The organism is Paenibacillus sp. SORGH_AS_0306 (assembly GCF_030819345.1).
Lineage (GTDB): Bacteria > Bacillota > Bacilli > Paenibacillales > Paenibacillaceae > Saccharibacillus > Saccharibacillus kyungheensis.
Genome location: NZ_JAUTBP010000001.1, coordinates 3,057,791 through 3,084,717, shown reverse-complemented (window position 1 = coordinate 3,084,717; position 26,927 = coordinate 3,057,791). Strand labels below are relative to the sequence as shown.

Here is a 26,927-nt window from a genome sequence, read left to right as displayed (position 1 = left end):
GGTGATATCAAGCTGTCTTTATAGTGCAGTTAACTATTTGGTTTGTTTTGGGTATCAGCAGAAGGTTGCTCTAACTCTGGCCACTGAATATGTTGCTTGGTATGACTGAGCTTTTCGTAAAATAACAATGATCCTTTGCGGAAAAAACAAGACATTAAATGCATCAAAAAACTAATATCGATTACAAATAAAAGTAGACTACATAGCGCACGCCAAAAAGTATGAATATCTGGCAACACAATCGTATCACTAAGAATATTATTGAGTCCAAGAAATACCCAGTACAGCAGACCATATCGAATCGTCAAAGCTAGCAAAGACACTCTGGAATGATCAGGGTGGGTGCTACTTACATAGATACGGACGATCCATTTTCCTACCGTAATTCCATGTGTCCAATAAGGAATAAGAATATAGTAAATACCACTAGATATCCAAAAAGGAACAGGAACATCATTAAGTGTCAGCAAGATCATCAATGTATACCAGATGAATAGATCAATCATAAAAGCAACAGCACGGCGAGTATACGATACACGCTTACTGGAGCGATCAATATGCAGGTCTAGATGTTCAATACGGGGTAGACGCTTCGCAATCCATTCCGCAATCATAAATCCAAGCATACCGCCTAGCGTATTACATAGTAAATCATCCACATCGAATATCCGATAAGCATGATCGTAAATACCATAGATTCCGGTCAATTGAGTCGTCTCGAAAAAAAGCGATAATAAAAACGATAAGATCAATCCATTAACCCAGCGCACTCTAAAGTAATAACGCAAAAACATTCCAAACGGTATAGTCAGCAAAATATTAAAGATCACTTGTAAAAAAGCTCGTTCGACAAACATATGCCAGTAAGTAGAAGGATGCGCAAACGAAACCGACGTTTCTTTCAAAAAGTCATATACAAATTGCAATGGTAACAATTGTAGATCACCATTAGCCAATGCCGGATTATGACGTGAAGAAGGTAAAGGCAAAATCACCAGAAAAAAAGCATTCATCAGATACAGTAACAACAAATACAGCGTAATCGCACGTACTTTGTGAATATAACCATATTTGCGATACTGTACAATCAGAAATGGCAATGTAAATAAGGCAGCTACAAACGGAAACGCGATAAAAGCATACGCAATCGGAAACAGATAAGATTGATACATTGGTATGACACCTGCCAGCAAAAATATTGTATTTTTAGTCTAATGTATCTTTACCTCGTGTTCAATTCTACTTAATGAGCAGATTTGCGGAACTTAAAGATAGACCATACAATCAGGAAAGCCAGGAAGATCAAGCAAGCTCCAATACTGATTCGATTATTAGCATCAAATATAAACAACACTGCAATAATCATCAGGCACAGCGTAGTAATCCCTGTAATATAAGGATAACCCCAGATACGGAATGTAGGTTGAGTCGGATAAGAACGTCTTAATTTTAATTGAGACAGACAGATACTAATCCATACTAACAACACGACAAAGCCGGGTACTGCAAGCAAAATGCCGAATACTTGATCCTGTGCTACATAAGCAAGCATAGATCCACCTAAAAGCACAACAGCACACAAAATCAGACTGTTGATAGGGACTCCTTTTGCAGATGTTTTGGCAAGTGCTTTGGGTGCTTCATTATTCGTAGCCAGTGAATGTAACATCCGCGTTGCTCCATAGATTCCAGAGTTGGCAGCAGACAATACAGCTGTAATCAGAATAAAGTTCATAATATGAGCTGCACCTTGTAGCCCTGTAGAAGATAATACTTGTACAAATGGACTGGTCTGGTCACTAAGCTGGTTCCACGGAATCAATCCGCAGATAACAAGAATCGGTAAGGTATAGAATAAAACAACACGTAAAATAAAACTTTTTACTACTTTAGGTAAAATTTTATCTGCATTTTCTGTTTCGGTTAATGTCAGTCCGATCAGTTCAGAGCCACCGTAAGAGAACATGACGACGAGCAAAGCAGATATAATAGCTGTCCACCCGTTAGGGAAAAATCCGCCATGAGCTGTAAAATTGCTCAAGTAAGGTGTAGGATCACTAGGAATAATACCAAATAACAACAAACCACCTAGTACGATAAAAATAATAATCATTCCTATTTTGATTCCTGCAAGCCAGAATTCAACTTCGCCTAGATTACCAACACTCATCGTATTAATTAACAAAATAAAAACAGCACTTGCTAGACTGAGTATCCAGAGTGGTACATCAGGCATCCAGTACTGAAGAAAGCTACCCGCAGCAATAACTTCTATCACACAGACCGATAACCACATAAAGCAGTACAACCAGCCTACAATAAAAGATAATCGTTCGCCAAACGCTTGGCGGATAAAGTCTTTCATATTCATATTAGGATAAACGGTAGCCATTTCAGCAATAGCACCCATTACTACTAATAGCAATATACCTGCGAAAATGTAGGTGAAAATAACCCCGGGTCCTGCTAATCCTATCGTTTCGCTACTTCCTTTAAAAATCCCTGTTCCGATCACGCCACCCATAGCCATAAATGTAATATGACGTGGACGTAATTTTTTCTGCAATGAAGCTTCTTCTTTGACGTTCAACGTTCCAATCCTCCTTCATAAATACACACACTCTATATATATCGTTCGTTCAGACTATCTATATTACACCAGAATGTGAGCATGAGAAATGAATTTAAATATGTAGTGCCATATCCTTATATTGTATGAATTAATGATAGCGCTTACAATATAAAAGACTAAATAATAAGGGGGAATATTAATGTTAAATAAGAATGTTTATATAGTATCTGTCTTAGTGTTTGTTTTGCTTCTATTAACGGTTTTACCTGTTCAAGCGCAAGCTGCATCGACCACATTTATTAATCCAGTAGCACCTTACTCATCGGCTGATCCTTTTGTTATGAAGCATACCGATGGTTATTATTATTTTGTGCATACGTCGCAGAATTGGGACAAAATAGATATTACTCGTTCTTCTTCATTAAGCGGAATCGGAAATGGAGAGCGCAAAACAGTATTTACCAGATCAACAGCGAACTGTACAGGCGCTAATTGCTATTCTAGCAATATTTGGGCACCGGAATTAAATTATATTGATGGCGCATGGTATCTATATTTTTCAGCAGGAAGTAGTGAAACAGGTACACCGAATCAACGGATGTGGGTGATTAAAAATACCAGTGCGAATCCGTTACAAGGCACATGGTCGGCACCGATTAAATTGAAAGATAGCAATGATTGGTGGTCGATCGACCATACGGTGGCTAACATCAATGGACAATTATATATCGCATGGTCACAGATCGCTCCGAACCAACCGCAACAGATCGCTATTGCCAAAATGAGTAGCCCTACAGCGATTCAAGGCAAAGCGACTATTATTTCTAGTCCTACGTATGCCTGGGAGACTTCCGGTGGAACAGTGAATGAAGCTCCTGCTTTTATTACGCATGGCTCCAAAGTCAATCTAACCTTTTCAGCCAGTGGATGTTGGACAGATGATTACAAGTTAGGTCTACTCAGTGCTAATCTTACTGCTGATCTAACCGTTGCTAGCAACTGGACGAAAAGTGCTAATCCTGTTTTTCAGAAAACAAATACTGTTTTTGGACCCGGTCATAATAGCTTTGTCAAATCTCCAGACGGCAAAGAAGATTGGATCGTCTACCATGCCAATGATGGTTCAGGTCAAGGATGTGCAGAACAACGAACGACTCGTATTCAGAAAATAAGTTGGAATGGAGATACTCCTGTGTTGGGATCACCGGTAAGTTCTGCTACAGCAGTTACTCGTCCTTCTGGTGAAGGTACAGGCGATATTTTGTACCGTATTAAAAATAAAAACAGCAGTAAAGTATTGGCTGTATTCAATGCTTCTACCGCAGAAGGCGCTAATGTTCTGCAATGGACATACAATGGTACAGGAGATCAACGATGGGCGCTTGATCCTGTATCTGGTGGATTTTTTAACTTGCGAGCCAGTCATAGTGGGCGGTTAGCTGGAGTAACCGGAGCAAGCACAGCAGACGGAGCAGATGTTGCACAATTTGCTTCAACAGGAGCGACCAGTCAACAATGGAGCTTTACCCCGACACAGAATCAATATTTTGAAATTAAAAATCGTAATAGTGGAAAATTACTAGATGTGACCAATGGAAGTCTGGACGATGGTGGCGATGTCAAACAATGGAGCGATCTGAATAATACGATACAACAGTGGATTTTTGAACGAGTGAATTAAACGTTTGGTCATATAAACACGACAAACTATAACAAAAAGAAGAAGCAGAACAAATCTGCTTCTTCTTTTTTTACTTTTTCAGTACACTTGCAAGCACGTCATCGATCATTTGACCGTTTGCAATAGCACCTGTATATAACCAGCTAGAATCAGCGCTAAAATCGTACACATGCCCTTTTTTAACAGCAGGGATGTTTTGCCATACCGCAGGGCTAGTGATTTCTTCTTTAGACTTTTCGGTACTGTTAATCAAAAATAAATAATCAGCATCCAAATCTGTTAACTTTTCTAACGAAATAGCTTGCCAGTTCGCTTCTCCTGATTTGGAAATTTCCTCTACTATCGCAGGAGCAGTTAAGCCTAGATCGTTATACAGTACATCTCCACTGGATAAATTACGACTGACTACATAGATACTTTTGCCAGTTACCCATAGAGCCGCAGCAGACTCGCTACCGATTTGCTGTTGCAATTGTTCTTTGGCGGATTTGGCTTTGGTCTCATAATCAGCTAATACTTTTTTAGCTTGATCGCTTTTGCCAAGTACATCGCCAATCGTTAGTAACTCTTGACGCCAATCGTTGTTTTGCGCTTTGCCAACCACATACGTAGGAGCAATCTGATTGTATTGCGCATATTTATCGCCAGCTACCATTTCCGCGCTATCCATCAAAATTAGATCAGGATTGGTATTCAGTACAGCTTCATAAGGAAGTGTAGAATCAATCGGTGGAACGTTAGCTAACTGCTTTTGCAAATAACCTTGTGTATTGCCTTCGCCAATCGCCCATTGAGCAACAGGTGTAACGCCTAGAGCTACAAGAGGATCTTCAAGGTAAGAAGCAAGTATACGTTGCGGATTAGCAGGTATAGTCACTTTATTACCGATCGCATCTGTTAATGTCCGTTCTGTAGCAGTTGATTCTGTAGTGGCTGTGTTTTCAGTACTTGTTGTTGGTGCTGTTGTAGATGTGCTTGAAGAACAAGCACTTAATAGTAACACCAGACTTAATAAAATAGCTGTTGCAGAGTAAGCAGTCTTTCGATTCATTTGTGTGTTCCCTCCACCAAGTTGTTGACAATGATTATCATCCTCACCGCTAGTATATCTTTAAAAGCACATCATCACAATGAAAAGTAGAGAGAACTTGTATATTTTCTTAAAATAGAGGGAGAGCACCTTTATCGAATCGGAAAATAGCCTGTTTTTTTCACCAATTGCTGACCTTGCTCGGATAAAATCCAATTTATAAAAGGTTGAATATTGGGATTAACCGAAGATGTTGTATCTTTTTTACGAGACGAAGCAGTAATCGCATAAAAAGGAGTAATAATCGGATACTTCTCATCCCGAATTGATGCTACATCTGGATACACACCATCTATAGCGAGTAGACGGATATCATCATTAGCATTCATTTGTGTTGCAAAATAGTGAAACGAATAGCCAATTGCGTTTTTGTAATTACGATAATCTGCGGTCTGTTCGATAATACCGCCCATTCCTGAAGCCACATCATCGACAATCGGAGTCATCGGTTGCTGATCACCCATCCAGCGTCGTAACATTGCTTGACTTCCGCTATCTTCAGGACGTTGAAATGCTCGGATGGGATCGTCATTGCCACCTACTTGCTTCCAGTTGGTAATTTCACCGGTATAAATCTGCTTGATCTGTGTAGAAGTCAGACTATGTACAGGATTATTTTTATGTACAAAAAATACAAAAGCTTCTCGCCCAATCGGTTGCATATTCAATTGTAATCCTTTAGCTTGAGCTGATTTCTGCTGTTCTTTGGATGGAGCAGCAGCAAAGATTATATCTACATTGTGATTGATTAAGCGTTGGTATGCTTTGCCTGTCCCTGTAATCCGAACAATACTTTTCGCATCATCAGGCTCATAATCTTGAGCAGGATACACAGCTTTGACAAATGCAGAATAGAGCGGATATAGAGCAGTTGCACCATCAAGCACCGGTAATTGATCCTGAGCAGACAATGTATAGGTAGAAGGGTTGTCCAGTGTTGATACTTTGCTATGATCTGCAAACGGACGATAATCATCTACATTTACATCTTGTTCACTCACAATCAGATGTTGATCACAAGCACGATCCACATGATATCCAATAGCAATCACAACAAACAATCCCAGACAAAGCTTGACCCCTATTGGAAAAAAGCGATGGCGAGCAATCGGCTGAATATTGCTAAGAATAACTGCGATAATCATAAGACCTGCGATCACTATAATAAAAGGGATATAAAAATTTTGCATATTGCTAAATAGTGCAACTCCCACCAATCCTACAACAGCTAGAAATAGTATAGCTAAAATAGCTCCAAAGCTTGCAAAAAAATGATCAACTCTGTCTCTTTTCAACAAAAATCCTCCTTCACAATCATATTCACCACTCTGTGTGCATCCTATTTTCAGCTTGGCAGTTATTGTACTGAAGAGTTTGCAAGCACATCTGTAAAATCATTTATCTGCAAAATAATCGGGCAATGATCGCTACCCATAATCTGATGATCTATTGAAGCATCAGCAAGATAAGGAGCTAGACGTACAGAAGCAAGAAAATAATCAATCCGCCATCCAATATTACGCTCACGTACTTTGGACATATACGACCACCAGCTATATACATCAGTAGTATCTGGATAGAAATAACGGAATGTATCGATAAAGCCAGTGTTCAACAATTCAGTCATTTTACCGCGTTCTTCAGTCGTGAAGCCTGAATTGCCATGATTAGACTTGGCATTTTTGACATCGATATCAAGATGAGCCACATTGAGATCCCCGCAAATAATAACCGGCTTGACCTGATCCAATTGCTGAACATATTGGCGAAAGCGATCTTCCCATTCTAAACGATACGGAAGGCGTGTTAAGTCACGTTTGGCATTAGGAGTATAGACATTCACAAGATAGAAATGTTGAAATTCTAACGTGATCATCCGACCTTCTTCTTCAAAATTCTCTTCTAGTCCGTAATGAACAGAAAGAGGTGCGATTTTGGTAAAAATAGCTGTCCCAGAATATCCTTTTTTGACAGCATAATTCCAATATTGTTGATACCGATCCCCATGATCCAGTTCAATCTGACCAGCTTGCAATTTGGATTCTTGGATACAGAAAATATCAGCATCCATCTGATCAAAATACTCATTAAATCCTTTTTTTACGGCGGCACGTAGTCCATTTACATTCCAAGATATTAATTTCATAAGTTACTTATCCTCCTTTGTCAGACTTTTCATAGTGTACCATAACCAGTTATGATAAGAATCTAGCGCTTGAACTCATAAGCGCATTCTACAATATTTTACATTTATCAAGACCAAAGGAGCTTATTGTGAAAGTATGTTTGCTTATCCATGGGTTCACAGGAGGAGAACATGAAGTCTCTCCGTTAGCTGAATATTTAGAAGCGCAAGGATATACTGTCAAAATGTTTACCTTACAAGGGCATGGTGGCAGTAAAGCGGATCTTAGAAATGCCACTCGTCTTGATTGGATCGATAGTGCTGAAGTTGAATTACAGCAATTGCTAACTACATATTCTAAAATACACCTGATCGGCTTTTCAACAGGGGCATTAATTGCGGCTCATTTAGTGGTGAAATATCCGAATCATATTTGCTCGTTGACAATGTTATCGACGCCTGTGTTTCCATTGAATCCACAGCAGATTATTCGAACACTGTATCAATGGCCGATGGTGAAAGCTTATATCCGTAATTTGTTTGTTGTGCCTTCTAAAGCAACACGTGAATTTTACCGGATTGTTCACGAATCATTTACGATCTATCCTCATATCAAAATCCCTGCACTTATTGTACAGGGAGATCAAGATCATCTTGTTAAAATGAAAAGCGCTTCTTATCTAGCAGAACATATAGGTACACCGGATACCAGAGTAATTATTGTACCTAAAAGTGGACATTTAGTCTGTTATGCAGAGCGTAAAAGCGATTTTTTTGCAGCTGTTCAAGTCTGGATCGATACTCACCATTTTACGTCTCCACAGTCATAATATGTTGCTGAATATTGGAGGCAAGACCTCCTACTTGTACCTGCTTAATAGCACCGTCATCATGCAGTTGTATAGTAACAAGCAATTGTGAAGGCACGTTCATCGTATATCCTTGTTCAAATACAAAGGGTGAAGTACTTGTTGCCGGAATCAAGTTATATTGATGCAAATAACACATTAATGCCCCTGTCGATGTTCCTGTAGCACTCTCTTCGGGAATATCGTATAGTGGAGCAAAATTACGACATTGTGCGATAGCATCACTATGCGTATCCAGTGTGAATAGATGATATCCGACAACATTATATTTTTGAGAAATACGTTTGATACGTTCAAAATTGGGAGTTATACGTTGTAAGGTATGTAATGAACGGATAGGGACAATAATATCACGTAATCCTGTCGATACGATCTGCACAGGTGCTTCTGCATGCAATTCGTCTACAGCGATTCCTAACGAATCTGCTATCTCTTGTCGATTGATTTCGATATCAAATTGAGGCGGTGTCTGTGTCAAAAAGACATGATGATCATCTTCAATATGCACATCCAGTATGCCTGCTAACGTTTCTATGCGATAATGACCTGCAACGATATGATTTTGCGTTACCATTAAGTAAAAGCTAGCAATCGTAGCATGTCCGCACAAATCGACTTCATGATTAGGTGTAAAATAACGAATCCGATAATCAGCAACAGTAGAAGGTAGAATAAAAGCAGTCTCAGAAAATCCTAATTGCTTGGCAATATATTGCATTTGTACAATCGATAAATGACTTGCTTCTAACACCACACCTGCCGGGTTACCGCCTTGATTTTGATACGAAAAAGCATCTAATGTATACACTTGAATGTCCATTTGTAATCTCCTTTCTTAACTATACGAAAGTATATCATGATCAAAAAGTGATTCAAGGAGCAAATTTGACTGTAATAAGGTAATAGCAGAAGTTCACAATAACGCATTTTATATTGTTTCCATTCCTCTTTTTAGCAACTAAATTGCTATTCACAGAAATATATGCTAGAATCCTACCGATGCTTTAATACAGCTTAGTCCCACTCCTTTAGTGCGTTACATTCTCCGTTTGGAGCGTGTATATTCGATTCAGGCGGATCAACGTCTCTCGGATGGACAGCCCGGCATATAGGACCGGTCAGAAAATCAAAGTGGAGGTTATCTCAAAAGATGAAAAAATTACCCGCTCTTCTTATATCTTGTGCATGTTTGTTCGGTACAGCTACGGTGGCTACGCCAGCCCATGCATTAATGCTGACACAAGGTATGCAAAATGAACATGTAAGTCAGGTACAGGAGCAACTGGCTTCACGCGGATATTTTCATGTTGGCGTTACCGGTTATTACGGTCAAATTACCAGCAAAGCCGTTAAAAATTTCCAAAGAGACCATGGTCTAATTGCAGATGGAGTCGCTGGCCCTGCTACATTAGCCAAGCTCAATCCATCGGGCAAAGTGAGCAATCATTCACTCAATATGCTAGCTAAAATTATTTATGCTGAAGCTCGTGGTGAATCATTCCGCGGACAAGTAGCGGTAGGCGCAGTCGTGCTAAATCGTGTACAATCCAATCAATTCCCTAATTCGATCTCTGCTGTCATTCTACAACCAGGGCAATTTACAGCTGTTCAAGATGGACAGTATGGCATGAAGCCGAATCAGATGGCTTATGATGCAGCAAGACAAGCATTAAATGGGGTTGATCCAACTAACGGTTCACTGTACTATTACAATCCTAAGATTGCGACATCCAGCTGGAGTATTGCACGTCCTAAAGTGATTTCTTTAGGTCAACATACATTTACGAACTAATCCAATCAATATACATGAATACTATGATCATATAGCCGTTTTGCTTATTCTGTCAGTACAGGAAAGCAAAGCGGCTTTTTGTTTACACCAAAGAAGTCGATCCAGATAATACTATTTTATTGGCTATATCTATGATTTCCTTACCCAATTGACTGATCATTTGGCACACTTTGGGTAATAGATACCATAAGCTTGTATGATATTGATAAGGAGGGCTGACATGAATCAAATTGCGGTACAACCTTATTACAAAGTAGAGCGCAAAATCGATGGACAAGAACAACAGCATTGGATCGATGAACGGATGCTTATTTTATATCATGATCGAGTAACGACCCACCGAAGAGAATTTGCTATTTTGGATGTATTTGATATGTCGTATCGCACATTTAGCGATGGCGAAGGGTTCTTTTATTTGCATACCCGCAAGGGCGTATTTTCATATATGATTCGTGATGATCCTTCTTTGTTTATTCAAGCATTCAAAGAATCTTCTTCGTCTTCCAAACTGTATTTTAAGTGACATAACAAAGTGTCTCCAGGCGAATATAGTAGACAGTTCAGATATGCATTTTGATAGTTTAGCCCTAATGATAGTTAGGGCTATTTTTATTTTGTGAAAAACTTTGAGATAATAATAAGATTATGAATAGAAAGAGAGATGAGTAGTATGGATTGGTTACAACCAGAAGTAGCATCAGAGTGGCGACAAGAAGGTAAAACATATGCACATGCTATTAATGAATTTGTACGTATAGGTATAGCAAGTGATTGGCAACAAGCTCAAGCAGAACCGGAGGAAGACAAGCGTCCTGTGTTAGCACCGGATATTATGCAAATGATTATAGCAGCGAATCAAGCTGATGATATAGAGCGTCTACATGAACAGGTGCCTCCAGCTTCTTCACCTTTGACTCCACAATTTGAAGAATCTTTACAACCGGTATGCCCGGTAGGATATATTCAAGATTATGTTGTAGTCGAAGCAGGCAATACGCGTGAACATCGCCGATTGTATTTAGCCAATACAGAGCAACTGATCGAAATTAAAAATGTATTGCGTATCGGCATGTCTCCAGACCAGCAGTATATAGCCAAAGTCACGACAGCAGGGATTAGTGTTGTACATAACCCCGATCTTGCTTTACATGGAGATCATACCGCTTATTTTAGTTGGGAACATATTCAGCAGACACTTAAAAAGAAATTAGCACGCTGGGAATCGCTAGCTGATTGTATATCCCCTGCAGATATTCTGATCGATATTATTCCATTTGCATCAGGAACCAAAGTATTGTTGATCAGTGCATATGGTATTTATATGATCGAAGGCGAACAAGTACATCTGTTATATCCTGAAATCGAAGAGATAGAGTCGTACGGAGAGGACTATACGACGATATCGGTTGATATGGCGCATGGAGCGGTCTCTTCAGACAGTCGCTGGATTGCTTACGGTAGCCAGATGAGTGAACATTACTTGTTAGATACGTATACGCAGAAAATACACAAATTTGAGCCAGCTTCCAGTTATCCGCATTACAGTCTATTTACGCAAGATAATCAAAGTGTATGGTACAATGCTTGTCATTTTTACAATGGAGCAACGATCAAAGTAGATCTTAATGATATTCAAAAAGATGTGCTCAACGAAGAAGATGAATTACCACTTATGGATCAAGAAATGCGTGTCTATGCAGGGGCTTCATTACAATCAGGTAATATTGTAGGCGATGCTTACGGATATTTGCGCTTGATCGATCATGATGGACAAGAAATATGGCGTTATTTTGTAGGCAGTACGATAGTAGGTATTGTTGTATCACCTGATGAAAAGTGGCTGGTCGTAGGCACACATGGTGGAATGGCACATTGGATTGATTTACAAAGTGGCTCTAGAGATGAGTATACGATCGGAACAGCCCCGATTCGTGAACAGAGCCGCTGGATTCTCTGGAAAGATCAACAACCGTTACGCTGGTAATCAAAGTGAACATGTACAGTATAGAGAAAGGAGTCTATTGATGAGCAATTGGATTGCAGGCGAATTAGAGGTGAATCAAGAACGAGCAATATATCCAGCACTGACGTTAGAACAAGTATTACAATCTCAATGGTATAACGATTATTTTACAGAAATTCGAGATATGAATAATGGTTATGTATGGTACTCTTTTCAAGACGTGCCGATTAGTTCTCATGTATTCTCAGTGTCTTTGTTATTCGAAAATTCAGTATTTCGCATGACGATGATGAGCATTTCTCATCCAAAGTATGGTCAATCCTGGGACGATTGGACAGAAGCAAAAGAGTTGCAACGCAAGCAAGAACATGATGCTTTGCTCCGCCAAGAACTAGAACGTAAACCAGATGTTCGGCGCTCCAAGCCTTATCCTTATATCGAATATAAAGTGGCCTATGGCAGTATTAGTTCATCGTATGATCCTCGTTCTGCTAGTTCTTCGATAAGTATTACCTACACGTAAAAGAATGTTATATGTATACAACGCAAAAAACTCTCATAAGAGTAAGAGAGCAGGGGGAAGTGCTGGGTTATAGTGCCAGTGCTTCTTCTGTAATGCGTTTGATATCAATCGGAGATAATGATTCTTCGTTAACCATATCCGGCAAAATCTCATTGAGAAAATAATCAACACAATGTAATTCAATATGCTTGATTTTGACGAGTGCATTGCGATACATGACGATAAATTCTTTTTCAGTATTTCCACGTTGCAATTCTGCAAAAGCTTCATAGACCTGATCCATTTTGTCCGCCACTTCCAAAATCAAACCTTCGACTGATTCGTCTTTACCTTCACGTAATTGCTGACGGAATATCGCTTTGAATTCTTCCGGAATATGTTCCTCGATAAAATGCTGTACCATACCTTCTTCTACCTGTTGGATCAATTTACGCAGTTCCATCGAAGAGTGCTTGACCGGTGTTTTGATATCTCCGATAAAAATTTCACCATAATCATGACTACTGGTAATCTCGTATAACTTTTTCCAATCGACAGTAACACCATGTTTTTCTTCGATATCAGCCAGCGTTTTGGCATATTGTACTACTTTCCACGAATGAGCAGATACACTGTGTTCTTCAAACTTAAATTTACCCGGGCAACGAATAATACGTTCTAATTCATTGAGTGATCGAAAATACGCATGAATTCCCATAACATAAGCCATCCTTTAGCTACATCAAAGTAGTAGATTTTGTTGAACACTTACATAGTCATAACAAAAAAATGTAAATATTCAGCAAGAGTATTGATAAGCTAAATTATAGACTTCATATGTTAGTAGGGTATTAACGCTGTATAAAATAATGTTTCTTTTATTTCTCTTTATATACAGAAATAAGCACGATAGCAGTATCTTCGCCGATATTTTTCACCCGATGCGGTACAGAAGCGTTCCAACTAAATGAATCGCCTTCATGTAGCTCAAATCGATCTTCACCTTGTTCTGCATAAATCGTTCCTTTAACGACCAGATGCACTTCTTCACCTTGATGCGCTATCGGCACTTCTCCTGTAGACGTTCCTGGAGGCACTTCGACTAACATCATTTGCATATTCGAGGTATGACCCAGATGAGAGACTTTGAGTTGGTCAGGGCCGCTTGAAGTTAATTCTCGTTCTTCTTTGCGAATCACTTGCATCCTTTCTTCTTGTTGCAGTAATAAATAACTTAAAGGTACTTGTAACGTCTGTGCAATACTTTCAAGTGTATTAATCGACGGAGACGTTTTGTTCGTTTCAACTTGACTCATAAATCCTTGAGATAATCCAGTTTCTTTGCATATTTGGGCAATCGTTATATTTTTACGTTTGCGAATGGAGCGAATCATCGAGCCTATATTCATCTAAATATCCCTCACTCTTCTTAACATTGTACTCTGATATCCTAATTAATCATCAACCATTATCATAGCGTAAAATGTAAAAAAAAAAAGCTTATTTCTAGTATTATATTGACTTTAATATTACTTATACAAATAATTAATTTATAATTAGAATATTTTGTTGACAATATTTTATTTATCTATTATAGTTACAAAATAAAAGTAAGTAATTAAAAGTAAAGAGGAGATGGCAAAATGAAAGTTAACGTAGCTACAGTAATTATGAGAGTGGTACTAGGGATTTTATTTTTGGCACATGGAATTAGCAAAGCACAAATGGGATTCGGTAATGTAGCCACATGGTTCCAAAGTATGGGTATTCCAGGATTTATGGCTTATATCGTAGGAACGATTGAAATTGTAGGTGGCATTTTGTTGATTGTTGGTTTGCTTACTCGTTATGTATCTATTGCATTTATTGTTATCTTGTTAGGAGCTATCTTCACAGCTAAATTGTCTGCGGGTCTGATGGGAAATGGACAAATGGCAGGATACGAATTGGATCTTTCCTTTATCGTGATTGCGTTGTATCTAGCATTAGCTAATAACACAAGTTGGTCTTTAGATGGATTGTTGTTTAAAAAGAATCGTACAACTGTATGAGTGCACCTTATACGTATGATATTCATTTTCCAGACGGCTATGATGAAAATCAGAAGTATCCTGTTATTTTTACTTTACATGGTAAAGGATCGAACGAGAAAAATATGTTCGATCTAGTATCGCCTCTAGCGAATCAATTTATTATTATTGGGATTCGTGGGGATCTTCGCTTAGGAGCTGGCTTTCAATATTATGAGTTGAAAAGTCTAGGCCATCCGATTCGAGAATTATTCGATCAATCCATCCAGAAATTGCAGGATTTTATAGCTTATGCTACAGAACGTTATGCGATTCATCCTCAACAACGTTATCTGTTAGGCTTTAGTCAAGGAGCTATCTTATCTATGAGTCTAGCATTAGTTATGGGTGAGCATTTAAGAGGAATTGTAGCATTGAACGGGTATGTACCGAATTTTGTAAAAGAAGAATATACTGTACAACCTGTGGATCAACTCTCTGTTTTTATTTCACATGGTGAATATGATCAAGTCTTTCCTATCCATATTGGACGAGAAACAGCAGAATACTGGCAACATCTTAATAATCATATTACATTCCATACGTATCCTTCAGATCATGGAGTATCTCAGCAGAATGCTCAGGATATATTAGAATGGCTATTATCTGATCTACAGGCAAGCAATACAGGAGTGAATTCAAAATGATGCCATCTTATTTTTTCGCACATGGAGCGCCTTCGTTAGTAATTGAAGATCATGAATATACTCAGTTTTTAAAAGAGTTTGCTCAGACCTTACCAAAGCCACCGAAAGCTATCGTGATTTTTTCAGCACACTGGGAAAGTCAGGTTCAACAAGTAAGCTATGCTAAACAATATGAGACGATTTATGATTTTGGTGGTTTTCCAGATGTTTTATATCAAATGACTTACCCAGCTTTGGGAGATGCTTCGGTTAGTGAACAGGTAACGTCATTGTTAGAACAACATCATATTGCTAGTCAGGCAGATGATTATCGTGGACTGGATCATGGAGCCTGGGCGGTATTAAAATTAATCTATCCACAGGTAGATATTCCGGTCATTGCTCTTTCGGTTAATCGTCATCTCAGCAATCAACAACAGTATGAAATTGGTCAAGCCCTTGGTGAATTGCGCGAGCAAGATATACTGATTATTGGTAGTGGTGGAATTGTGCATAATCTGCGTCAATTGAATTGGAGTGCAGCAGATCATCAAGTAGATTCGTGGGCAGCCGATTTTGACCAATGGATTCAAGAACGTGTTGAGCAGTGGAATATAGAAGAATTGTACCAATATGACAAGCTGGCTCCTTTTGTCAGTCAAGCCGTACCCACCAGTGAGCATTTTATTCCCTTACTATTAGCGATGGGTAGTGGAGATCAAAATCGACAAGCCAAACTATTACATCGAAGCTATCAGTATGGTAATTTGAGTCTAGCCGCATGGCAATTTAATTAATACAGGTTGTTCTATTTTAACGAAATGTTTTGTACATCGTTAGAATAGAGCAACCTTTTTTGCTATCTATTGATTTTAGTTGGATATCTATTTAAAATTCTAAAAAATATGAAACCTATCTGTATATTGTTACGTAGAAAGGTTATCTGACCTATATTTGTCTAAATTATGATACACTAAGAATGTCAGTTATTTAGCAAATATAGAAGAAGTAAACAGTTTGGCATAGATCAGAAATCCTCCGATTTTTTAACGGATGACGATAAAGAGGTATGCAAACAAATCTTGATGAATACAAAGAAGGGGTTGTGCGGTAATGACGTATAGTCATTTGTTTGAAATGAGTACATTTTTAGAAGCATTCGCAACACCTGTAGGCTGGGGATTTATTTTATCCCTTGTGATTATCGAAGGTCTGCTATCTGCGGATAACGCATTGGTATTAGCAGCTATCGTTAACAAACTACCTGCTCACCAGCGTAAAAAAGCGCTATTGTATGGTTTGTGGGGAGCTTACATTTTCCGTATTATCGCTATTGGAGTCGGTATTTATCTTGTGCAGATCGCATGGGTTAAATATATCGGTGCAGCGTATCTTCTCTGGATCGCATTCAAACACTTTTGGGATAAATTCAAAAGTAAAGACGGCGATGATGAAAGTGAAGAAGAAGGCGGTCTACAGAAATTACTTGCTAAGACCGGTATGAGTCTTTTTGTTCGTACAATCATTACTGTAGAGATGATGGATATCGCATTCTCTATCGATTCAATTCTAGCAGCGTTTGCTGTATCTCCTAACCCGTGGATTCTGATTGCGGGTGGATTATTGGGTATCTTGATGATGCGTCTAGTCGCTGGATTCATTCTGAAGTTGATGGATAAAATTCCTGAACTTGAGAATGCAGCATTTGTACTTATCGCGATTATCGGACTTAAAATGATTCTAGACACAGCAGGCATTTATCATATGGGACATGCTACATTCTTTGTTCTGTTGGTTGTAGTATTCGCCATTACATTTGTAATCAACCGTATCAAAGTAAGCAAAGCAAAAGCATAATAAGCAAGCTCCTTTGTCTTGATAGCAAAGGAGCTTTTTTTATTGTCTAGATAATAAACCGTTTACATTTAGAAATGAACATGATATTGTACGGATACGGATTGTGACTGATGATGCAGGCAAAACCTAAGTATATGTACCGCCCATACGTATTGGGGGATACATGTATTTAGGTTTTTTTTCGTTCTCAGGCAACTGATTCGATCAGCAATTAGAAAAGGGGATTTACGATGAAAAAAGCAAACTGGCTCAAAGTAGGAATAGTAGGTCTACTATGTGTATGGACATTAACAGCTTGTAATCAAGCAGTACCTCAAGCAAGCACCAATCAGCAGACCACATCAGAGACAAAGACTACAGTAACTACACCTGTCGCAAATAAAGCCACTAAAGCTCGAACAGTGATCACTACAGATGGTGAAGTGGATGATATGAACTCGGTTATTCGCTTTTTATTATATGCCAATGAAATGGATCTTGAAGGTATCGTATTGACCAGTTCTGTGTATCATTATGCAGGAGATAAGCAAGCAGGAATTAAGCCTTTTCGCTGGACAGGTACACAATGGGTATTTGATATGATAGATGCTTATGAAGAGATTTATCCTAACTTGAGCAAACAAGCAGAGGGTTATCCTACGCCTGACTATATTCGCAGTGTCACGAAGATTGGTAATATCTCAGATAAAGGCGAAATGAAAAAAGTAACCGAAGGTTCTGAATTTCTTGAGCAGTTATTTTTAGATGATGATGGACGTGATCTATATGTACAGACATGGGGTGGAACAAATACAACAGCAAGAGCACTTCAATCGATTGAAGAGAAATACAAAGATACGGCTGAATGGGCAGATATTCAGAAAAAAGTAAGCGATAAATTAGTGCTCTATATCATTCTTGATCAAGATGATAGCTATACCCATTATATTGCCAAAAACTGGCCCAATATTCGTATTATCAATGACCAATCGAATTTCTGGCATTTCGCTTATGCATGGAAAATGCATACCGATAAAGTAAATGACAAATTGCAAGGATCATGGAATGTGGAAAATATTCAGAAGGATCATGGTAAATTGCTTGATATGTATGCACTGATGGGCGATGGCAAAATGATCGATGGAGAACTTGCAGAAGAACAACGTGGTAGTGCAGATTATTTAGCTAACAATCCACAGTACAAAAAGTATGATTTTATATCAGAGGGTGATTCACCTTCATTCTTTTATCTAATCGATAATGGTCTACGCAGTATGGAAGACCCTAGCTATGGTGGATGGGGCGGTCGCTTTGGACAAGTTAGTGACACATTGTACCGTAATACTGTTCTTGATTATGATATCTATACCAAACAATATGAAGCTGAATATTCATTAATGCGTTGGTTTGATGATATTCAAAATGATTTTGCAGCTCGTGCAGACTGGGCGGTAGCGGATCAATATGCAGATGCGAATCATAATCCTACATTAACGATTAAAGAAGGATTAGATCTTACGGCTACGCCGGGTCAGCATATGACTTTGCATGCTGAAGGAACAGACCCTGACGGTGATCAATTGACCTACAAGTGGTGGAGATACTTTGAAGCCGATACGTATCAAGACTTTACAGGAACACCTGAAAAAGTAGAACCGACTATGGCGGGCGATCTAAAGCTTGGTCTACATCAAAAGGTAGCTAAAGGTGAACAAGTAGATACGATTGCTTTGACAGGTAAAGATACGAATACATTAGGTTTTACTGTTCCTACAGATGCTCAAGCAGGCGATACAATTCATATCATTGCTGAAGTACAAGATCATGGCAAACATCAACTTAAACACTATCAACGTGTGATCATTACCGTTCAATAACTTGATTTGATAAGAGTCACCTAGCCCACGTTTATCGTGGGCTTATTTTGTGCGATAATATACCTTTGAAATAGAAACAAATCAATAACTGCTTACTTGTGACTGTTGGATGATCAAACACTAAAGGAGATTCGATATGAACGGTGAAGTTCATCAACAATTATTGATTACAGCATTAGGGAATGCTTATCTAATACGGGGTATAGATGCTTCTCATCCCGAGCTGATCTATCAAGAAAGTATGCATGTTCAATTTAAATATCAGGAGCACAGCTTGTCATGGATCAAATGGTTAGATTATTTACGAGAATCAGGATATCAGCGCTTAATGCTAGTCAGTAGTCAGGCACCATCTTCATCCTGGCAAAGTAGTGGATTAGTAGGCGGAGGTAAGCCGATAGGTGTAAGAACGATCGGAACTGCGCTTGATATCGTATGGAGACCGAACTGGCAGGTGCATCGTCTGCCTTCTAAAATCACTTGGGACGTATCGTATACAGCAGAACCTTATGAAGCTATCAGACAAGAACAACATGCATTTAAGCCGCTGAGCGAATATAAAGCTCATTTACACCATATATTGCAACAAATCTCTATCTTTGCAGAGCAGATTGATCAGACATTCTGGCAACAGCAATTTTTTAATCCTGCGATAGAAATATTGCAAGGGTCTCAGACTGCTCCTAAGCTTGCTTTTGAATTGCCAGAAGTATATGCCGAAGAAGCATATCGTCTACTGAATGCTGTATACAAAGCATGGGTATTTGGAGGAATGGGATCTTGGAATGACGATCCAGCGAATAGCGCGCATAGTCATCAGTTAGAACAACAATATCGTGACCTTTCAGAACAGTTGTATACAGCGCTACTCCAATGCGCTCAAGCTGCTGTCAATTCGGTTGTGTTATAGATGTATACTTTATTTCATGTATATCTCACCAACATAGTTTATTACATCAAGGGAGGCATATGATATTGAACTGGCAAGACATAATAAAACGTCAAGATATAGAACAGCTTCGTCAAGCAGTACAGACGTTAGATGTGAATCAAAAAGATGAACGTGGTCGAACTCCGCTGATGTTATTGATTACCAATCGTTCGTCTTTGGAAGCGATTCAGCTTTTGTTAGAAAAGCAACCTGATTTGGAAATAGAAGATAAACTGGGACATACGGCTCTAAAAAAAGCGATTAAATTCAAACAAATGGCTGTGATAACTACTCTGATTCAAGCAGGAGCACGATTAGATTCAGAGCAAGGTATTTTAGCGACACCATGGAATTTTGCACGTCAACATCATCCCGGTATTGCAGATATGTTGCTAGATACAGTGGGATCAGTACGCTCTATTTTGCTAGCACAAGAAGAGCAACAGCTGGATGCCATTTTGTATGAAGAAGATATGGCGGTAGTATGTAGAAAAATAGAACAACTCGATTCTTCTGTTATATTGCATGCGGTAGTTCATCAATATAATTGGGATGATGGTCCAGAACCGATGTTGACAGTTGCTAAGCATCCGTTATGTTTGTCTATCACCAAGTTAGATATGTACGAATTACTAGAAGCAGACTACTGGCTTGCAAAAGAAGAGCAGGAGTTAGCTGAACATGAAGAATATCCGCGCTGGAAAGAACTGGCTCTATTATTAGATCGTGAATGCAAAGGAGAACATCATGGATAAAAAAGCGAAAAAGATTTTGGTAAACACATACTGGTCAGCACAAGGATGGAAATCAGCACCTATGTCGTTTGCAGGTGAAGAATTTGACTATGCTAAAAGTAAAGGTATGATGTTTGATCCGCTCTCTATCACTCATGATGCTATTATTCAAGACATCTATCGCTTGCATCAAGAAGTGATTACCAAAGAACAGGTAATGCAAGCTTTTTTACATAGTCTTTCGACACGTCAAACTCATTTGCGTAGTATATTATCTAGCTGGGCATTAACCGTTCATCTACCGCTACATACTTATGAAGAAAGACGCGCTGTACATGCAAATACGAGCAGTTGTGGAGATTGTAACTTTAACCGATTGATGTCCGATGATCAGTATACTAATGTTGATATCAATGTATTGAATTTTGAACGGATCAAGTGGGGTGGTATCCGTCTGAATCATTTACTATATTGCTGGCTAGATTTGAAATTATTTGTAGAACACTATCATTCAGCAATCACGGTTACACCGGAAGATGTACATATTCTAAAGCAGATGATCCATGCTATAGAAGAATGTAATGAAGATGAAGGTGCACGCAAATTAGAAAAGCGCTGGAAAGATCTTTTTCCAGCAAATAAACATGAACGTGATGTGATCATGGAAATATGGGGATATGCTGGCTTGCTGGTTCCTTTGGATACACCACGCAAATTACGCGGAGGTTCTGGTGACTTCAATGCAGTAGCCATGTGGCAAGGTGAAGATCGGTACTCATCGTCTGCATTAACATATTATTTTGGTGAATATTTATAAGAAATAGATAGCGATAATATAAGCAATGATCTCTACACAACGAGGAGGAATCTCTAGATGAGAGACAATCCACAACAACTGCATAAGCAAAAAGTGATAGCAGAAGTAGAACAGCGCTCACTAACTTCGGTGATGAATAATACGAAATGGAACAGTTTAACAGAAGCTATTTATTGTGAGCTTGCGTTTGCACCTGCATTTCAGAGTAAATATATATTGGAAGTTGAACCTTATCCGTTAGAGTTTGAACAAGATGTATTTTATTTAGGAGATTGGGAAAGCTTGAGTACAGCTTGGTACAATGTCGAATGGATAAGAGTAAAGCCTCGCTTACTTGAACATACAGGAAAGTACACAGCGCCGAATACGTTAACTATTGAAGCGGAATGGGTCAATTTATTGCAAAGGCTACGTATTCCATATGTGAAAAAAGAGCAAGATTACTGGATATATGGCTATGCAACAGCAACAGAGTATGAACAACTTGAATACTAAGCTGAGGTGATGATCGGTGTATAGCACAATTCGAGAAGGTGTTATTGAAGTAGAAAAAGAATTAACCGCCGCAGATTTAAAACAACTTCAACGTATGCCTGAACTGCGAATCATTCAATATAATCATTCGTTAGTGGCAGATACGTATACCGGGTTAAATGATCTAATATTTGCCGATCGCTCTGATATTACATTGCGAGTATATGGATTTTATGATGAGGTATGCGATCTTGAATTTCTCGAACAAATGCCAGCTTTACTTAATTTATCGATTGATTGTACAGGGGAAATGGCTCATATTGAGTCGATAACAACACTTCAACAATTGAAGCAACTCCATATAAATATATACCAGCTAGATCAATTTCATTTTTTAAAAGAAGTCCCTGAAGATCTAGAACAGTTAACACTAGGCAAAACATCTTCTCGTAAGCCCGATCTACAAGTGTTAGAACGTTTTACTCATCTAAGCGAATTAGTTATCAATGGTCATCACAAAAATATTGAAGTGATCGGGCAATTAACCACCTTAGAACGATTAGGATTACATTCTATTTCAGTGCCACAATTAGATTTTGTAACTAATCTCTATCGGTTATTGTCTCTTAGCATCATATGGGGTGGAACAAGAAATCTGAAAGCATTGCAGAAGATGACCGATATACAATATTTGCGTTTGTCCCAAATTAAAGGGTTAGATGATATTCAGCCGATCTCTGCTATGCATGGATTACAATATCTATATCTAGAAGGGTTACCTCATATTACTGAACTTCCTACATTCACAGAGTTGAACAAATTAAGAAAAATCGAATTAGTCAGTATGAAAAAGTTGAAAAATCTGGAGACACTTGAATATGCTCCGGCACTGGTTGAATGGGTTCATCGTGAAGCATGGGAAATGGAAGTATCATCCTATAAACCACTCATGCGTAATTTATCGCTACAAAGAGCATATGCCCATTTGAAAAATCCTAAAAAAATGGCTGCATTTGATCAATTGTTACATCAATACGGTAAAAAAAATACATTCCAAGAATATACCAACCAAAACGAAAGTTGGTGGTCTGATTTCCCGTATGACTCTAAACAGTCTGGATCACATGATAAATAGTAAAGAAATAGTAAGATATACCGAGTAAATAAGCCAAGTGTATCCTAATCTTACTCTTGTACGGCTTGCATGAATTCTAGTATTTTGCGGGTAGTATTCACATTGCGAATCGTCATTAACGGATATAATTTGGAGCTTACCAATTTGTTCATCTGACTTCGGGCAGCATCTTCACGACGGACTGCGAATAAAAGAGCGCCCGGTATGTATATCAATGTGCCTACACCAGCTTGGAGAGGAAGCTTCTCTACAATAGACTCATCATCGATCTCGTCCCAGAGAAAAAAGACATCACTTTTCATCTGATCATCATTACTCCACGCTTCGGGTAGATGCTCTATGACAGTTTGTATTTGCAGGATATCTCGAATCATGACTTTAATCTGTAGACCAAAATCTGTCGCTATCGCTTGTTGCAGAAGCTCTGACAATTCATGATGAGTCAGCGTAGCGTGGGAGAAGATAATATTGCCAGAGTTGATATAAGTAGTCACATGGTTCATTCCTGCGTTTTCAAATGTGACTTTGAGTGCTTTCATATTGATTTTGTTATTCCCACCGACATTAATGCCCCGTAGCAAAGCAATATAGATCATCAAGTCTGCTCCTTTTTATTCAAATAGTTATCGCATATAGATATAGTGTACATCGTTATTGCAAGGTTACAAGAGAACAGCCGCAATCGTTAGATACAAAGATTTTTCTATCTATCAAGACCATGTACCGAGAACGATAGTATCGAAAATAAAAGCCTGTACTTCTTTAGATCAAAGAAAGTACAGGCTCATACTCGAAGCTACTATATATTAAGCAATTATAGAGAAGAGGATTGCGGAACCGCTACAGAAGCTAGAATAGGTATAGATGCTACCTCTTGATCACTGTCGGCTAGTGATTTCCAAATAACTTAACTTTTAGATGAACGAAGTTTTTCGGCTTTTTGTATAAATGACTTCTGCTTGGCGGCACTACCACACAAACGGTATAACACCTGATCACGCTGGTAATCTTCTATCGTTTGAAGCTGTTGATCCCACGCTAGAATGATCTCAGGACGCTCTATATATGCTGTCCAAGCTTTAATCGGTTTAGCAGATTGACCGCTTGCTACTAAAATAGACATAAGCACAGGTACAAGCGATACATCCATTCCATGCGCCTCTACCAACGCTTCCGCATAATGATCTTGTGCAGATTGATGTTCTGTATCGACCATTTGCATATATTGGATCAATAAAGAGAAGTAGTTAGTACTATACAATCCCAGACCTAATATAGCATATGTTCCAGGCATAACTGACTTCTCACCAGGTTCTACATCGCTATACCATGCAAATTCCTGCATAGCCAGTTCTCCATACTCTGCAATTAACGGATGTAGTGCTGAATACTGCAACGCATTAGCAAAAAAACGATGCAAAGGAGATTTGGCTAATCCTTTTACAGGCAACAAAATTTTGGATTTACTGCTATATTTTAATTGATATTCATGCGGGAACCCTGTACGCAACAGATCACAAATATAAGTTAATGCTTCCCGATAATTGGATTCCTCTTCTGAAGTCAACTTGATCTGGATCGTCTGTAAAATATCATTGGCTTTACCATGAAAAAGATCGGTTTTTCGTTCGCTTTCGATCGTTCCACTACCTTGAAGAAGATAAATCTCTGCTTGATCTGAATGTAACTGAACTGCATATTCTAGATACGTTTGGCGTTGATCTGCATTACTTTTACCTATACGTAGTGCCGTATAGATCAATAACTCCAATTCTTTTGCATCGATAGCAGGGAGTGTATCTGCTGATTTGAGATGTAATGTCGTATTATATTCACTTTCCATATCGAAATAACGCGGTAAAAAGATTTCATTCGCCCAGTGAAGTAATGCCAGTCTAGAAGTGGATTGCCAATCACTATATAATTCTCGAAAAGTAATTAATTTTGTATCTGTATGCGCAAATAGCGATGAAATATTCTGTACATCAAGCGTCACTACATCTTGATTTAACATTAGATTAGCGAAAAAGAATAAATCTTCTTTTTGAGGCAATACCGGTAGATCAGACTTAATTTTACGATCTATAAAATCATTCAGAGCTTGTTGAAGCGATTGTAATTTGTCTGGATTGATCCATTGTTCAGTATGTACATACAGCGGTTCGCCTTGTTCATTTTCAAATGCAAATGAGACTGTAAAACGATAATCAAAAAAGTGACTACCGTATTCATCGGACATAAATAAAGTGTGCAGACGTTGTTGGAGTGCAGATGCATATTCTTCTTGTAAAAGTGTAGGGGAGAGATCATCAATAAAAACTTCACTTTCCCATGTGTAGGCGGAGTCACTCCATGAAAAAGGTTCTTCCACTTCGATAAAAAATGAACCTTGCTTATAACTGGATTTGCCTTTGCGGTAACCGACTTTGAAATAATCGCGCAGCCCTGCTTGTAATGAGCTATATCTTGGAAATTCATCAATACGCTTTTTTTCAGCTAGATATAATGGTTCAAGCTGTGACCATGTTTCTGATAACAAAAGTTCAATATGTGGATGCAAAGTAAAACCTCCTTGATCGGTCGCTAGTGATTATTACTTATTATATCATCTTGTACTCACAGTCAAAAATATCGAACCGACTGTATATGATCTTGATTATAATTTAATTGAACACTCTAATGTCTATTATAAATAAACAAAGAAAAAGGTCTCTATACGAGCTAGAGACCTTTTTTTATGAGTATTACAGATCACGATTAGATCGATTTGGGTTCAAATACAAGATCGCTTGTATCTGCTTCGTCTCGAATAGCACCGACAATTTTTTCTAAAATGTCTTCCATCGTCACCAGACCCACCGTTTGACCGGATGCATCAATAGCAATTGCCATATGCACACGACTTTGTTGCATTTTGATCAATACATCTTTAACAGAAGAAGTGGATGGGAAATGAGGCATCGTATGAATAAAATCAGCTACTTTGTAATCGCGACCTGCGGCTACTGCTGTTAATAATTCTTTGGTATTGATAAATCCGATAAAATGATCCGGGTTATCCAAGTCGATAACGGGGTAGCGAGTATATTCATATTCGTCCAATATCTCAATAATCCCGGCAAGAGGCATTTCTTTAGCAAGGGTAGCAATTTGAGACTTGGGAATCATAATTTCTTCTAATGTCCGCTCATCAAAAGTGAATATATTTTGTAAATAACTTAATTCGGTTTTGTTAATCTCGCCACTTTCGTAACTTTGATCTACAATCCAGCGTAATTCTTCTTCAGAGTATACCGAGTCATGACCTGCCGGCTTGATTCCGAAGATACGCAGTAGAAGGGTAGCCGAAGTATTTAGAATATAAATAAACGGATACATCACTTTACCGAACCAGTACAGTGGAGGAGCTAACAATAACGTCATTTTTTCAGCAAATTGAATCGCCAACGTTTTGGGTGCTAATTCACCGATAACCACATGTAAGAAAGTAATAATAGCTAAAGCAATCGCATACGAAAGAACAGTCGATAGCGCCGCTGGAACCTGTAATTGATCAAATAACGGGTGCAGTATTTTCTCTACTGTCGGCTCACCGAGAGCACCTAATACTAGCGCTGTAATCGTTATACCTAACTGACACGCCGATAAATAATAATCAAGATCATGAGCTACTTTTTTAGCGAGTACTGCTTTTTTGTTACCATCTTCAATCAACTGATCGATTCGAGACATCCTAACTTTCAATATAGCAAATTCTGCTCCTACAAAAAAAGCAGTTAAGCCGATAAATACAGCTACTAAAAATAAATTTAAACCAATTGTTCCGTCCAATGA

At 38.5% G+C, this 26,927-nt stretch carries 27 protein-coding genes; 16 read left to right on the top strand and 11 right to left on the bottom strand.

Annotated elements, in window-relative coordinates:
• Window positions 1-29 precede the first annotated feature (29 nt).
• Together QE450_RS13355 and QE450_RS13350 are read right to left on the bottom strand one after the other, a co-directional pair.
• On the bottom strand, window positions 30-1,172 hold the full coding sequence (locus tag QE450_RS13355; RefSeq protein WP_307299722.1) for a VanZ family protein: 1,143 nt from the start codon (window positions 1,170-1,172) through the stop codon (window positions 30-32).
• A gap of 71 nt (window positions 1,173-1,243) precedes the next feature.
• Window positions 1,244-2,590, bottom strand: coding sequence for an amino acid permease (locus tag QE450_RS13350; protein WP_301262797.1), 1,347 nt, complete (start codon window positions 2,588-2,590; stop codon window positions 1,244-1,246).
• Window positions 2,591-2,771: 181 nt separating this feature from the next.
• Here QE450_RS13350 and QE450_RS13345 point away from each other — a divergent pair, with 181 nt between their 5' ends.
• Window positions 2,772-4,253, top strand: a complete 1,482-nt coding sequence (locus tag QE450_RS13345) for a family 43 glycosylhydrolase (protein WP_307299719.1) — start codon at window positions 2,772-2,774, stop codon at window positions 4,251-4,253.
• Window positions 4,254-4,323: 70 nt separating this feature from the next.
• Here QE450_RS13345 and QE450_RS13340 read toward each other — a convergent pair whose 3' ends face one another.
• The 3 genes from QE450_RS13340 to QE450_RS13330 form a co-directional block, all read right to left on the bottom strand.
• Complete coding sequence (locus QE450_RS13340) at window positions 4,324-5,304, bottom strand: iron-hydroxamate ABC transporter substrate-binding protein (RefSeq protein ID WP_307299717.1); 981 nt, start codon at window positions 5,302-5,304, stop codon at window positions 4,324-4,326.
• A gap of 131 nt (window positions 5,305-5,435) precedes the next feature.
• Window positions 5,436-6,638 (bottom strand): PstS family phosphate ABC transporter substrate-binding protein, encoded by a 1,203-nt coding sequence (locus QE450_RS13335; protein ID WP_307299715.1) that lies wholly within the window; start codon window positions 6,636-6,638, stop codon window positions 5,436-5,438.
• Between the two features lie 62 nt (window positions 6,639-6,700).
• The gene (locus QE450_RS13330) at window positions 6,701-7,489 is read right to left on the bottom strand and encodes an exodeoxyribonuclease III (RefSeq protein ID WP_307299714.1); all 789 of its coding nucleotides are present in this window, start codon (window positions 7,487-7,489) and stop codon (window positions 6,701-6,703) included.
• A 128-nt stretch (window positions 7,490-7,617) separates the two neighbouring features.
• Between QE450_RS13330 and QE450_RS13325 the strand changes: the two genes are divergently transcribed.
• Window positions 7,618-8,298: an alpha/beta hydrolase gene (locus QE450_RS13325; RefSeq protein WP_307299713.1), complete on the top strand. Its 681-nt coding sequence runs from the start codon at window positions 7,618-7,620 to the stop codon at window positions 8,296-8,298.
• On the opposite strand, the gene QE450_RS13320 is transcribed toward QE450_RS13325, so the two are convergent.
• The gene (locus QE450_RS13320) at window positions 8,279-9,157 is read right to left on the bottom strand and encodes a PhzF family phenazine biosynthesis protein (RefSeq protein ID WP_307299712.1); all 879 of its coding nucleotides are present in this window, start codon (window positions 9,155-9,157) and stop codon (window positions 8,279-8,281) included. The genes QE450_RS13325 and QE450_RS13320 overlap by 20 nt on opposite strands.
• A 330-nt stretch (window positions 9,158-9,487) precedes the next feature.
• Here QE450_RS13320 and QE450_RS13315 point away from each other — a divergent pair, with 330 nt between their 5' ends.
• The 4 genes from QE450_RS13315 to QE450_RS13300 all read left to right on the top strand — a co-directional run bounded on the left by QE450_RS13315 (window position 9,488) and on the right by QE450_RS13300 (window position 12,615).
• Complete coding sequence (locus QE450_RS13315) at window positions 9,488-10,129, top strand: cell wall hydrolase (RefSeq protein WP_274172147.1); 642 nt, start codon at window positions 9,488-9,490, stop codon at window positions 10,127-10,129.
• Window positions 10,130-10,349: 220 nt separating this feature from the next.
• Window positions 10,350-10,652: a hypothetical protein gene (locus QE450_RS13310; protein WP_273613222.1), complete on the top strand. Its 303-nt coding sequence runs from the start codon at window positions 10,350-10,352 to the stop codon at window positions 10,650-10,652.
• Window positions 10,653-10,799: 147 nt separating this feature from the next.
• Window positions 10,800-12,113 (top strand): hypothetical protein, encoded by a 1,314-nt coding sequence (locus QE450_RS13305; protein WP_307299707.1) that lies wholly within the window; start codon window positions 10,800-10,802, stop codon window positions 12,111-12,113.
• Window positions 12,114-12,153: 40 nt separating this feature from the next.
• A complete protein-coding gene (locus QE450_RS13300; protein WP_307299706.1) occupies window positions 12,154-12,615 on the top strand; it encodes a hypothetical protein in 462 nt (153 codons plus the stop codon).
• A 67-nt stretch (window positions 12,616-12,682) separates the two neighbouring features.
• Here QE450_RS13300 and QE450_RS13295 read toward each other — a convergent pair whose 3' ends face one another.
• Window positions 12,683-13,312: a YfbR-like 5'-deoxynucleotidase gene (locus tag QE450_RS13295; RefSeq protein ID WP_301262806.1), complete on the bottom strand. Its 630-nt coding sequence runs from the start codon at window positions 13,310-13,312 to the stop codon at window positions 12,683-12,685.
• Window positions 13,313-13,472: 160 nt separating this feature from the next.
• Window positions 13,473-14,003 carry a cupin domain-containing protein gene (locus QE450_RS13290; protein WP_307299703.1) on the bottom strand — a complete coding sequence of 177 codons (531 nt, stop codon included), beginning with the start codon at window positions 14,001-14,003 and terminating at the stop codon, window positions 13,473-13,475.
• 234 nt (window positions 14,004-14,237) lie between these two features.
• On the opposite strand from QE450_RS13290, the gene QE450_RS13285 reads away from it, so the two are divergent.
• The 10 genes from QE450_RS13285 to QE450_RS13240 all read left to right on the top strand — a co-directional run bounded on the left by QE450_RS13285 (window position 14,238) and on the right by QE450_RS13240 (window position 23,093).
• Window positions 14,238-14,645, top strand: a complete 408-nt coding sequence (locus QE450_RS13285; RefSeq protein WP_307299701.1) for a DoxX family protein — start codon at window positions 14,238-14,240, stop codon at window positions 14,643-14,645.
• A complete protein-coding gene (locus tag QE450_RS13280) occupies window positions 14,642-15,310 on the top strand; it encodes an alpha/beta hydrolase (protein ID WP_307299700.1) in 669 nt (222 codons plus the stop codon). Before QE450_RS13285 ends, QE450_RS13280 begins: the two co-directional genes overlap by 4 nt.
• Window positions 15,307-16,086: a dioxygenase family protein gene (locus QE450_RS13275; RefSeq protein WP_307299698.1), complete on the top strand. Its 780-nt coding sequence runs from the start codon at window positions 15,307-15,309 to the stop codon at window positions 16,084-16,086. The genes QE450_RS13280 and QE450_RS13275 overlap by 4 nt, the downstream gene beginning before the upstream one ends.
• Before the next feature lie 316 nt (window positions 16,087-16,402).
• On the top strand, window positions 16,403-17,146 hold the full coding sequence (locus tag QE450_RS13270) for a TerC family protein (protein WP_307299697.1): 744 nt from the start codon (window positions 16,403-16,405) through the stop codon (window positions 17,144-17,146).
• Between the two features lie 230 nt (window positions 17,147-17,376).
• Window positions 17,377-19,002 (top strand): DUF1593 domain-containing protein, encoded by a 1,626-nt coding sequence (locus QE450_RS13265; RefSeq protein WP_307299696.1) that lies wholly within the window; start codon window positions 17,377-17,379, stop codon window positions 19,000-19,002.
• A 136-nt stretch (window positions 19,003-19,138) separates the two neighbouring features.
• Window positions 19,139-19,912 (top strand): hypothetical protein, encoded by a 774-nt coding sequence (locus QE450_RS13260; RefSeq protein WP_307299695.1) that lies wholly within the window; start codon window positions 19,139-19,141, stop codon window positions 19,910-19,912.
• A gap of 59 nt (window positions 19,913-19,971) precedes the next feature.
• Complete coding sequence (locus QE450_RS13255) at window positions 19,972-20,688, top strand: DUF4274 domain-containing protein (RefSeq protein ID WP_307299693.1); 717 nt, start codon at window positions 19,972-19,974, stop codon at window positions 20,686-20,688.
• Window positions 20,681-21,484 (top strand): hypothetical protein, encoded by an 804-nt coding sequence (locus QE450_RS13250; RefSeq protein WP_307299692.1) that lies wholly within the window; start codon window positions 20,681-20,683, stop codon window positions 21,482-21,484. Before QE450_RS13255 ends, QE450_RS13250 begins: the two co-directional genes overlap by 8 nt.
• A gap of 57 nt (window positions 21,485-21,541) precedes the next feature.
• Window positions 21,542-21,979: a DUF6678 family protein gene (locus QE450_RS13245; protein WP_307299690.1), complete on the top strand. Its 438-nt coding sequence runs from the start codon at window positions 21,542-21,544 to the stop codon at window positions 21,977-21,979.
• Window positions 21,980-21,995: 16 nt separating this feature from the next.
• Complete coding sequence (locus QE450_RS13240; RefSeq protein ID WP_307299688.1) at window positions 21,996-23,093, top strand: hypothetical protein; 1,098 nt, start codon at window positions 21,996-21,998, stop codon at window positions 23,091-23,093.
• A 50-nt stretch (window positions 23,094-23,143) separates the two neighbouring features.
• Here the strand turns inward: QE450_RS13240 and QE450_RS13235 are convergent, their stop codons facing one another.
• From QE450_RS13235 to QE450_RS13225, 3 genes are all read right to left on the bottom strand, one after another.
• A complete protein-coding gene (locus tag QE450_RS13235; RefSeq protein WP_307299687.1) occupies window positions 23,144-23,689 on the bottom strand; it encodes a DUF1697 domain-containing protein in 546 nt (181 codons plus the stop codon).
• A 311-nt stretch (window positions 23,690-24,000) separates the two neighbouring features.
• Window positions 24,001-25,653, bottom strand: coding sequence for a DUF6138 family protein (locus tag QE450_RS13230; protein WP_307299685.1), 1,653 nt, complete (start codon window positions 25,651-25,653; stop codon window positions 24,001-24,003).
• A 197-nt stretch (window positions 25,654-25,850) separates the two neighbouring features.
• A complete protein-coding gene (locus tag QE450_RS13225; protein ID WP_273613207.1) occupies window positions 25,851-26,924 on the bottom strand; it encodes a hemolysin family protein in 1,074 nt (357 codons plus the stop codon).
• Between the last annotated feature and the right edge of the window lie 3 nt (window positions 26,925-26,927).

What these genes read in the sequence shown, in the direction of transcription:
- QE450_RS13355 (WP_307299722.1), bottom strand. Translation starts at nt 1,172, where the DNA reads ATGTATCAATCTTATCTGTTTCCGATTGCGTATGCTTTTATCGCGTTT.
- QE450_RS13345 (WP_307299719.1), top strand. Translation starts at nt 2,772, where the DNA reads ATGTTAAATAAGAATGTTTATATAGTATCTGTCTTAGTGTTTGTTTTG.
- QE450_RS13340 (WP_307299717.1), bottom strand. Translation starts at nt 5,304, where the DNA reads ATGAATCGAAAGACTGCTTACTCTGCAACAGCTATTTTATTAAGTCTG.
- QE450_RS13330 (WP_307299714.1), bottom strand. Translation starts at nt 7,489, where the DNA reads ATGAAATTAATATCTTGGAATGTAAATGGACTACGTGCCGCCGTAAAA.
- QE450_RS13320 (WP_307299712.1), bottom strand. Translation starts at nt 9,157, where the DNA reads ATGGACATTCAAGTGTATACATTAGATGCTTTTTCGTATCAAAATCAA.
- QE450_RS13315 (WP_274172147.1), top strand. Translation starts at nt 9,488, where the DNA reads ATGAAAAAATTACCCGCTCTTCTTATATCTTGTGCATGTTTGTTCGGT.
- QE450_RS13310 (WP_273613222.1), top strand. Translation starts at nt 10,350, where the DNA reads ATGAATCAAATTGCGGTACAACCTTATTACAAAGTAGAGCGCAAAATC.
- QE450_RS13305 (WP_307299707.1), top strand. Translation starts at nt 10,800, where the DNA reads ATGGATTGGTTACAACCAGAAGTAGCATCAGAGTGGCGACAAGAAGGT.
- QE450_RS13300 (WP_307299706.1), top strand. Translation starts at nt 12,154, where the DNA reads ATGAGCAATTGGATTGCAGGCGAATTAGAGGTGAATCAAGAACGAGCA.
- QE450_RS13295 (WP_301262806.1), bottom strand. Translation starts at nt 13,312, where the DNA reads ATGGGAATTCATGCGTATTTTCGATCACTCAATGAATTAGAACGTATT.
- QE450_RS13290 (WP_307299703.1), bottom strand. Translation starts at nt 14,003, where the DNA reads ATGAATATAGGCTCGATGATTCGCTCCATTCGCAAACGTAAAAATATA.
- QE450_RS13285 (WP_307299701.1), top strand. Translation starts at nt 14,238, where the DNA reads ATGAAAGTTAACGTAGCTACAGTAATTATGAGAGTGGTACTAGGGATT.
- QE450_RS13280 (WP_307299700.1), top strand. Translation starts at nt 14,642, where the DNA reads ATGAGTGCACCTTATACGTATGATATTCATTTTCCAGACGGCTATGAT.
- QE450_RS13275 (WP_307299698.1), top strand. Translation starts at nt 15,307, where the DNA reads ATGATGCCATCTTATTTTTTCGCACATGGAGCGCCTTCGTTAGTAATT.
- QE450_RS13270 (WP_307299697.1), top strand. Translation starts at nt 16,403, where the DNA reads ATGACGTATAGTCATTTGTTTGAAATGAGTACATTTTTAGAAGCATTC.
- QE450_RS13265 (WP_307299696.1), top strand. Translation starts at nt 17,377, where the DNA reads ATGAAAAAAGCAAACTGGCTCAAAGTAGGAATAGTAGGTCTACTATGT.
- QE450_RS13260 (WP_307299695.1), top strand. Translation starts at nt 19,139, where the DNA reads ATGAACGGTGAAGTTCATCAACAATTATTGATTACAGCATTAGGGAAT.
- QE450_RS13255 (WP_307299693.1), top strand. Translation starts at nt 19,972, where the DNA reads ATGATATTGAACTGGCAAGACATAATAAAACGTCAAGATATAGAACAG.
- QE450_RS13250 (WP_307299692.1), top strand. Translation starts at nt 20,681, where the DNA reads ATGGATAAAAAAGCGAAAAAGATTTTGGTAAACACATACTGGTCAGCA.
- QE450_RS13245 (WP_307299690.1), top strand. Translation starts at nt 21,542, where the DNA reads ATGAGAGACAATCCACAACAACTGCATAAGCAAAAAGTGATAGCAGAA.
- QE450_RS13235 (WP_307299687.1), bottom strand. Translation starts at nt 23,689, where the DNA reads ATGATCTATATTGCTTTGCTACGGGGCATTAATGTCGGTGGGAATAAC.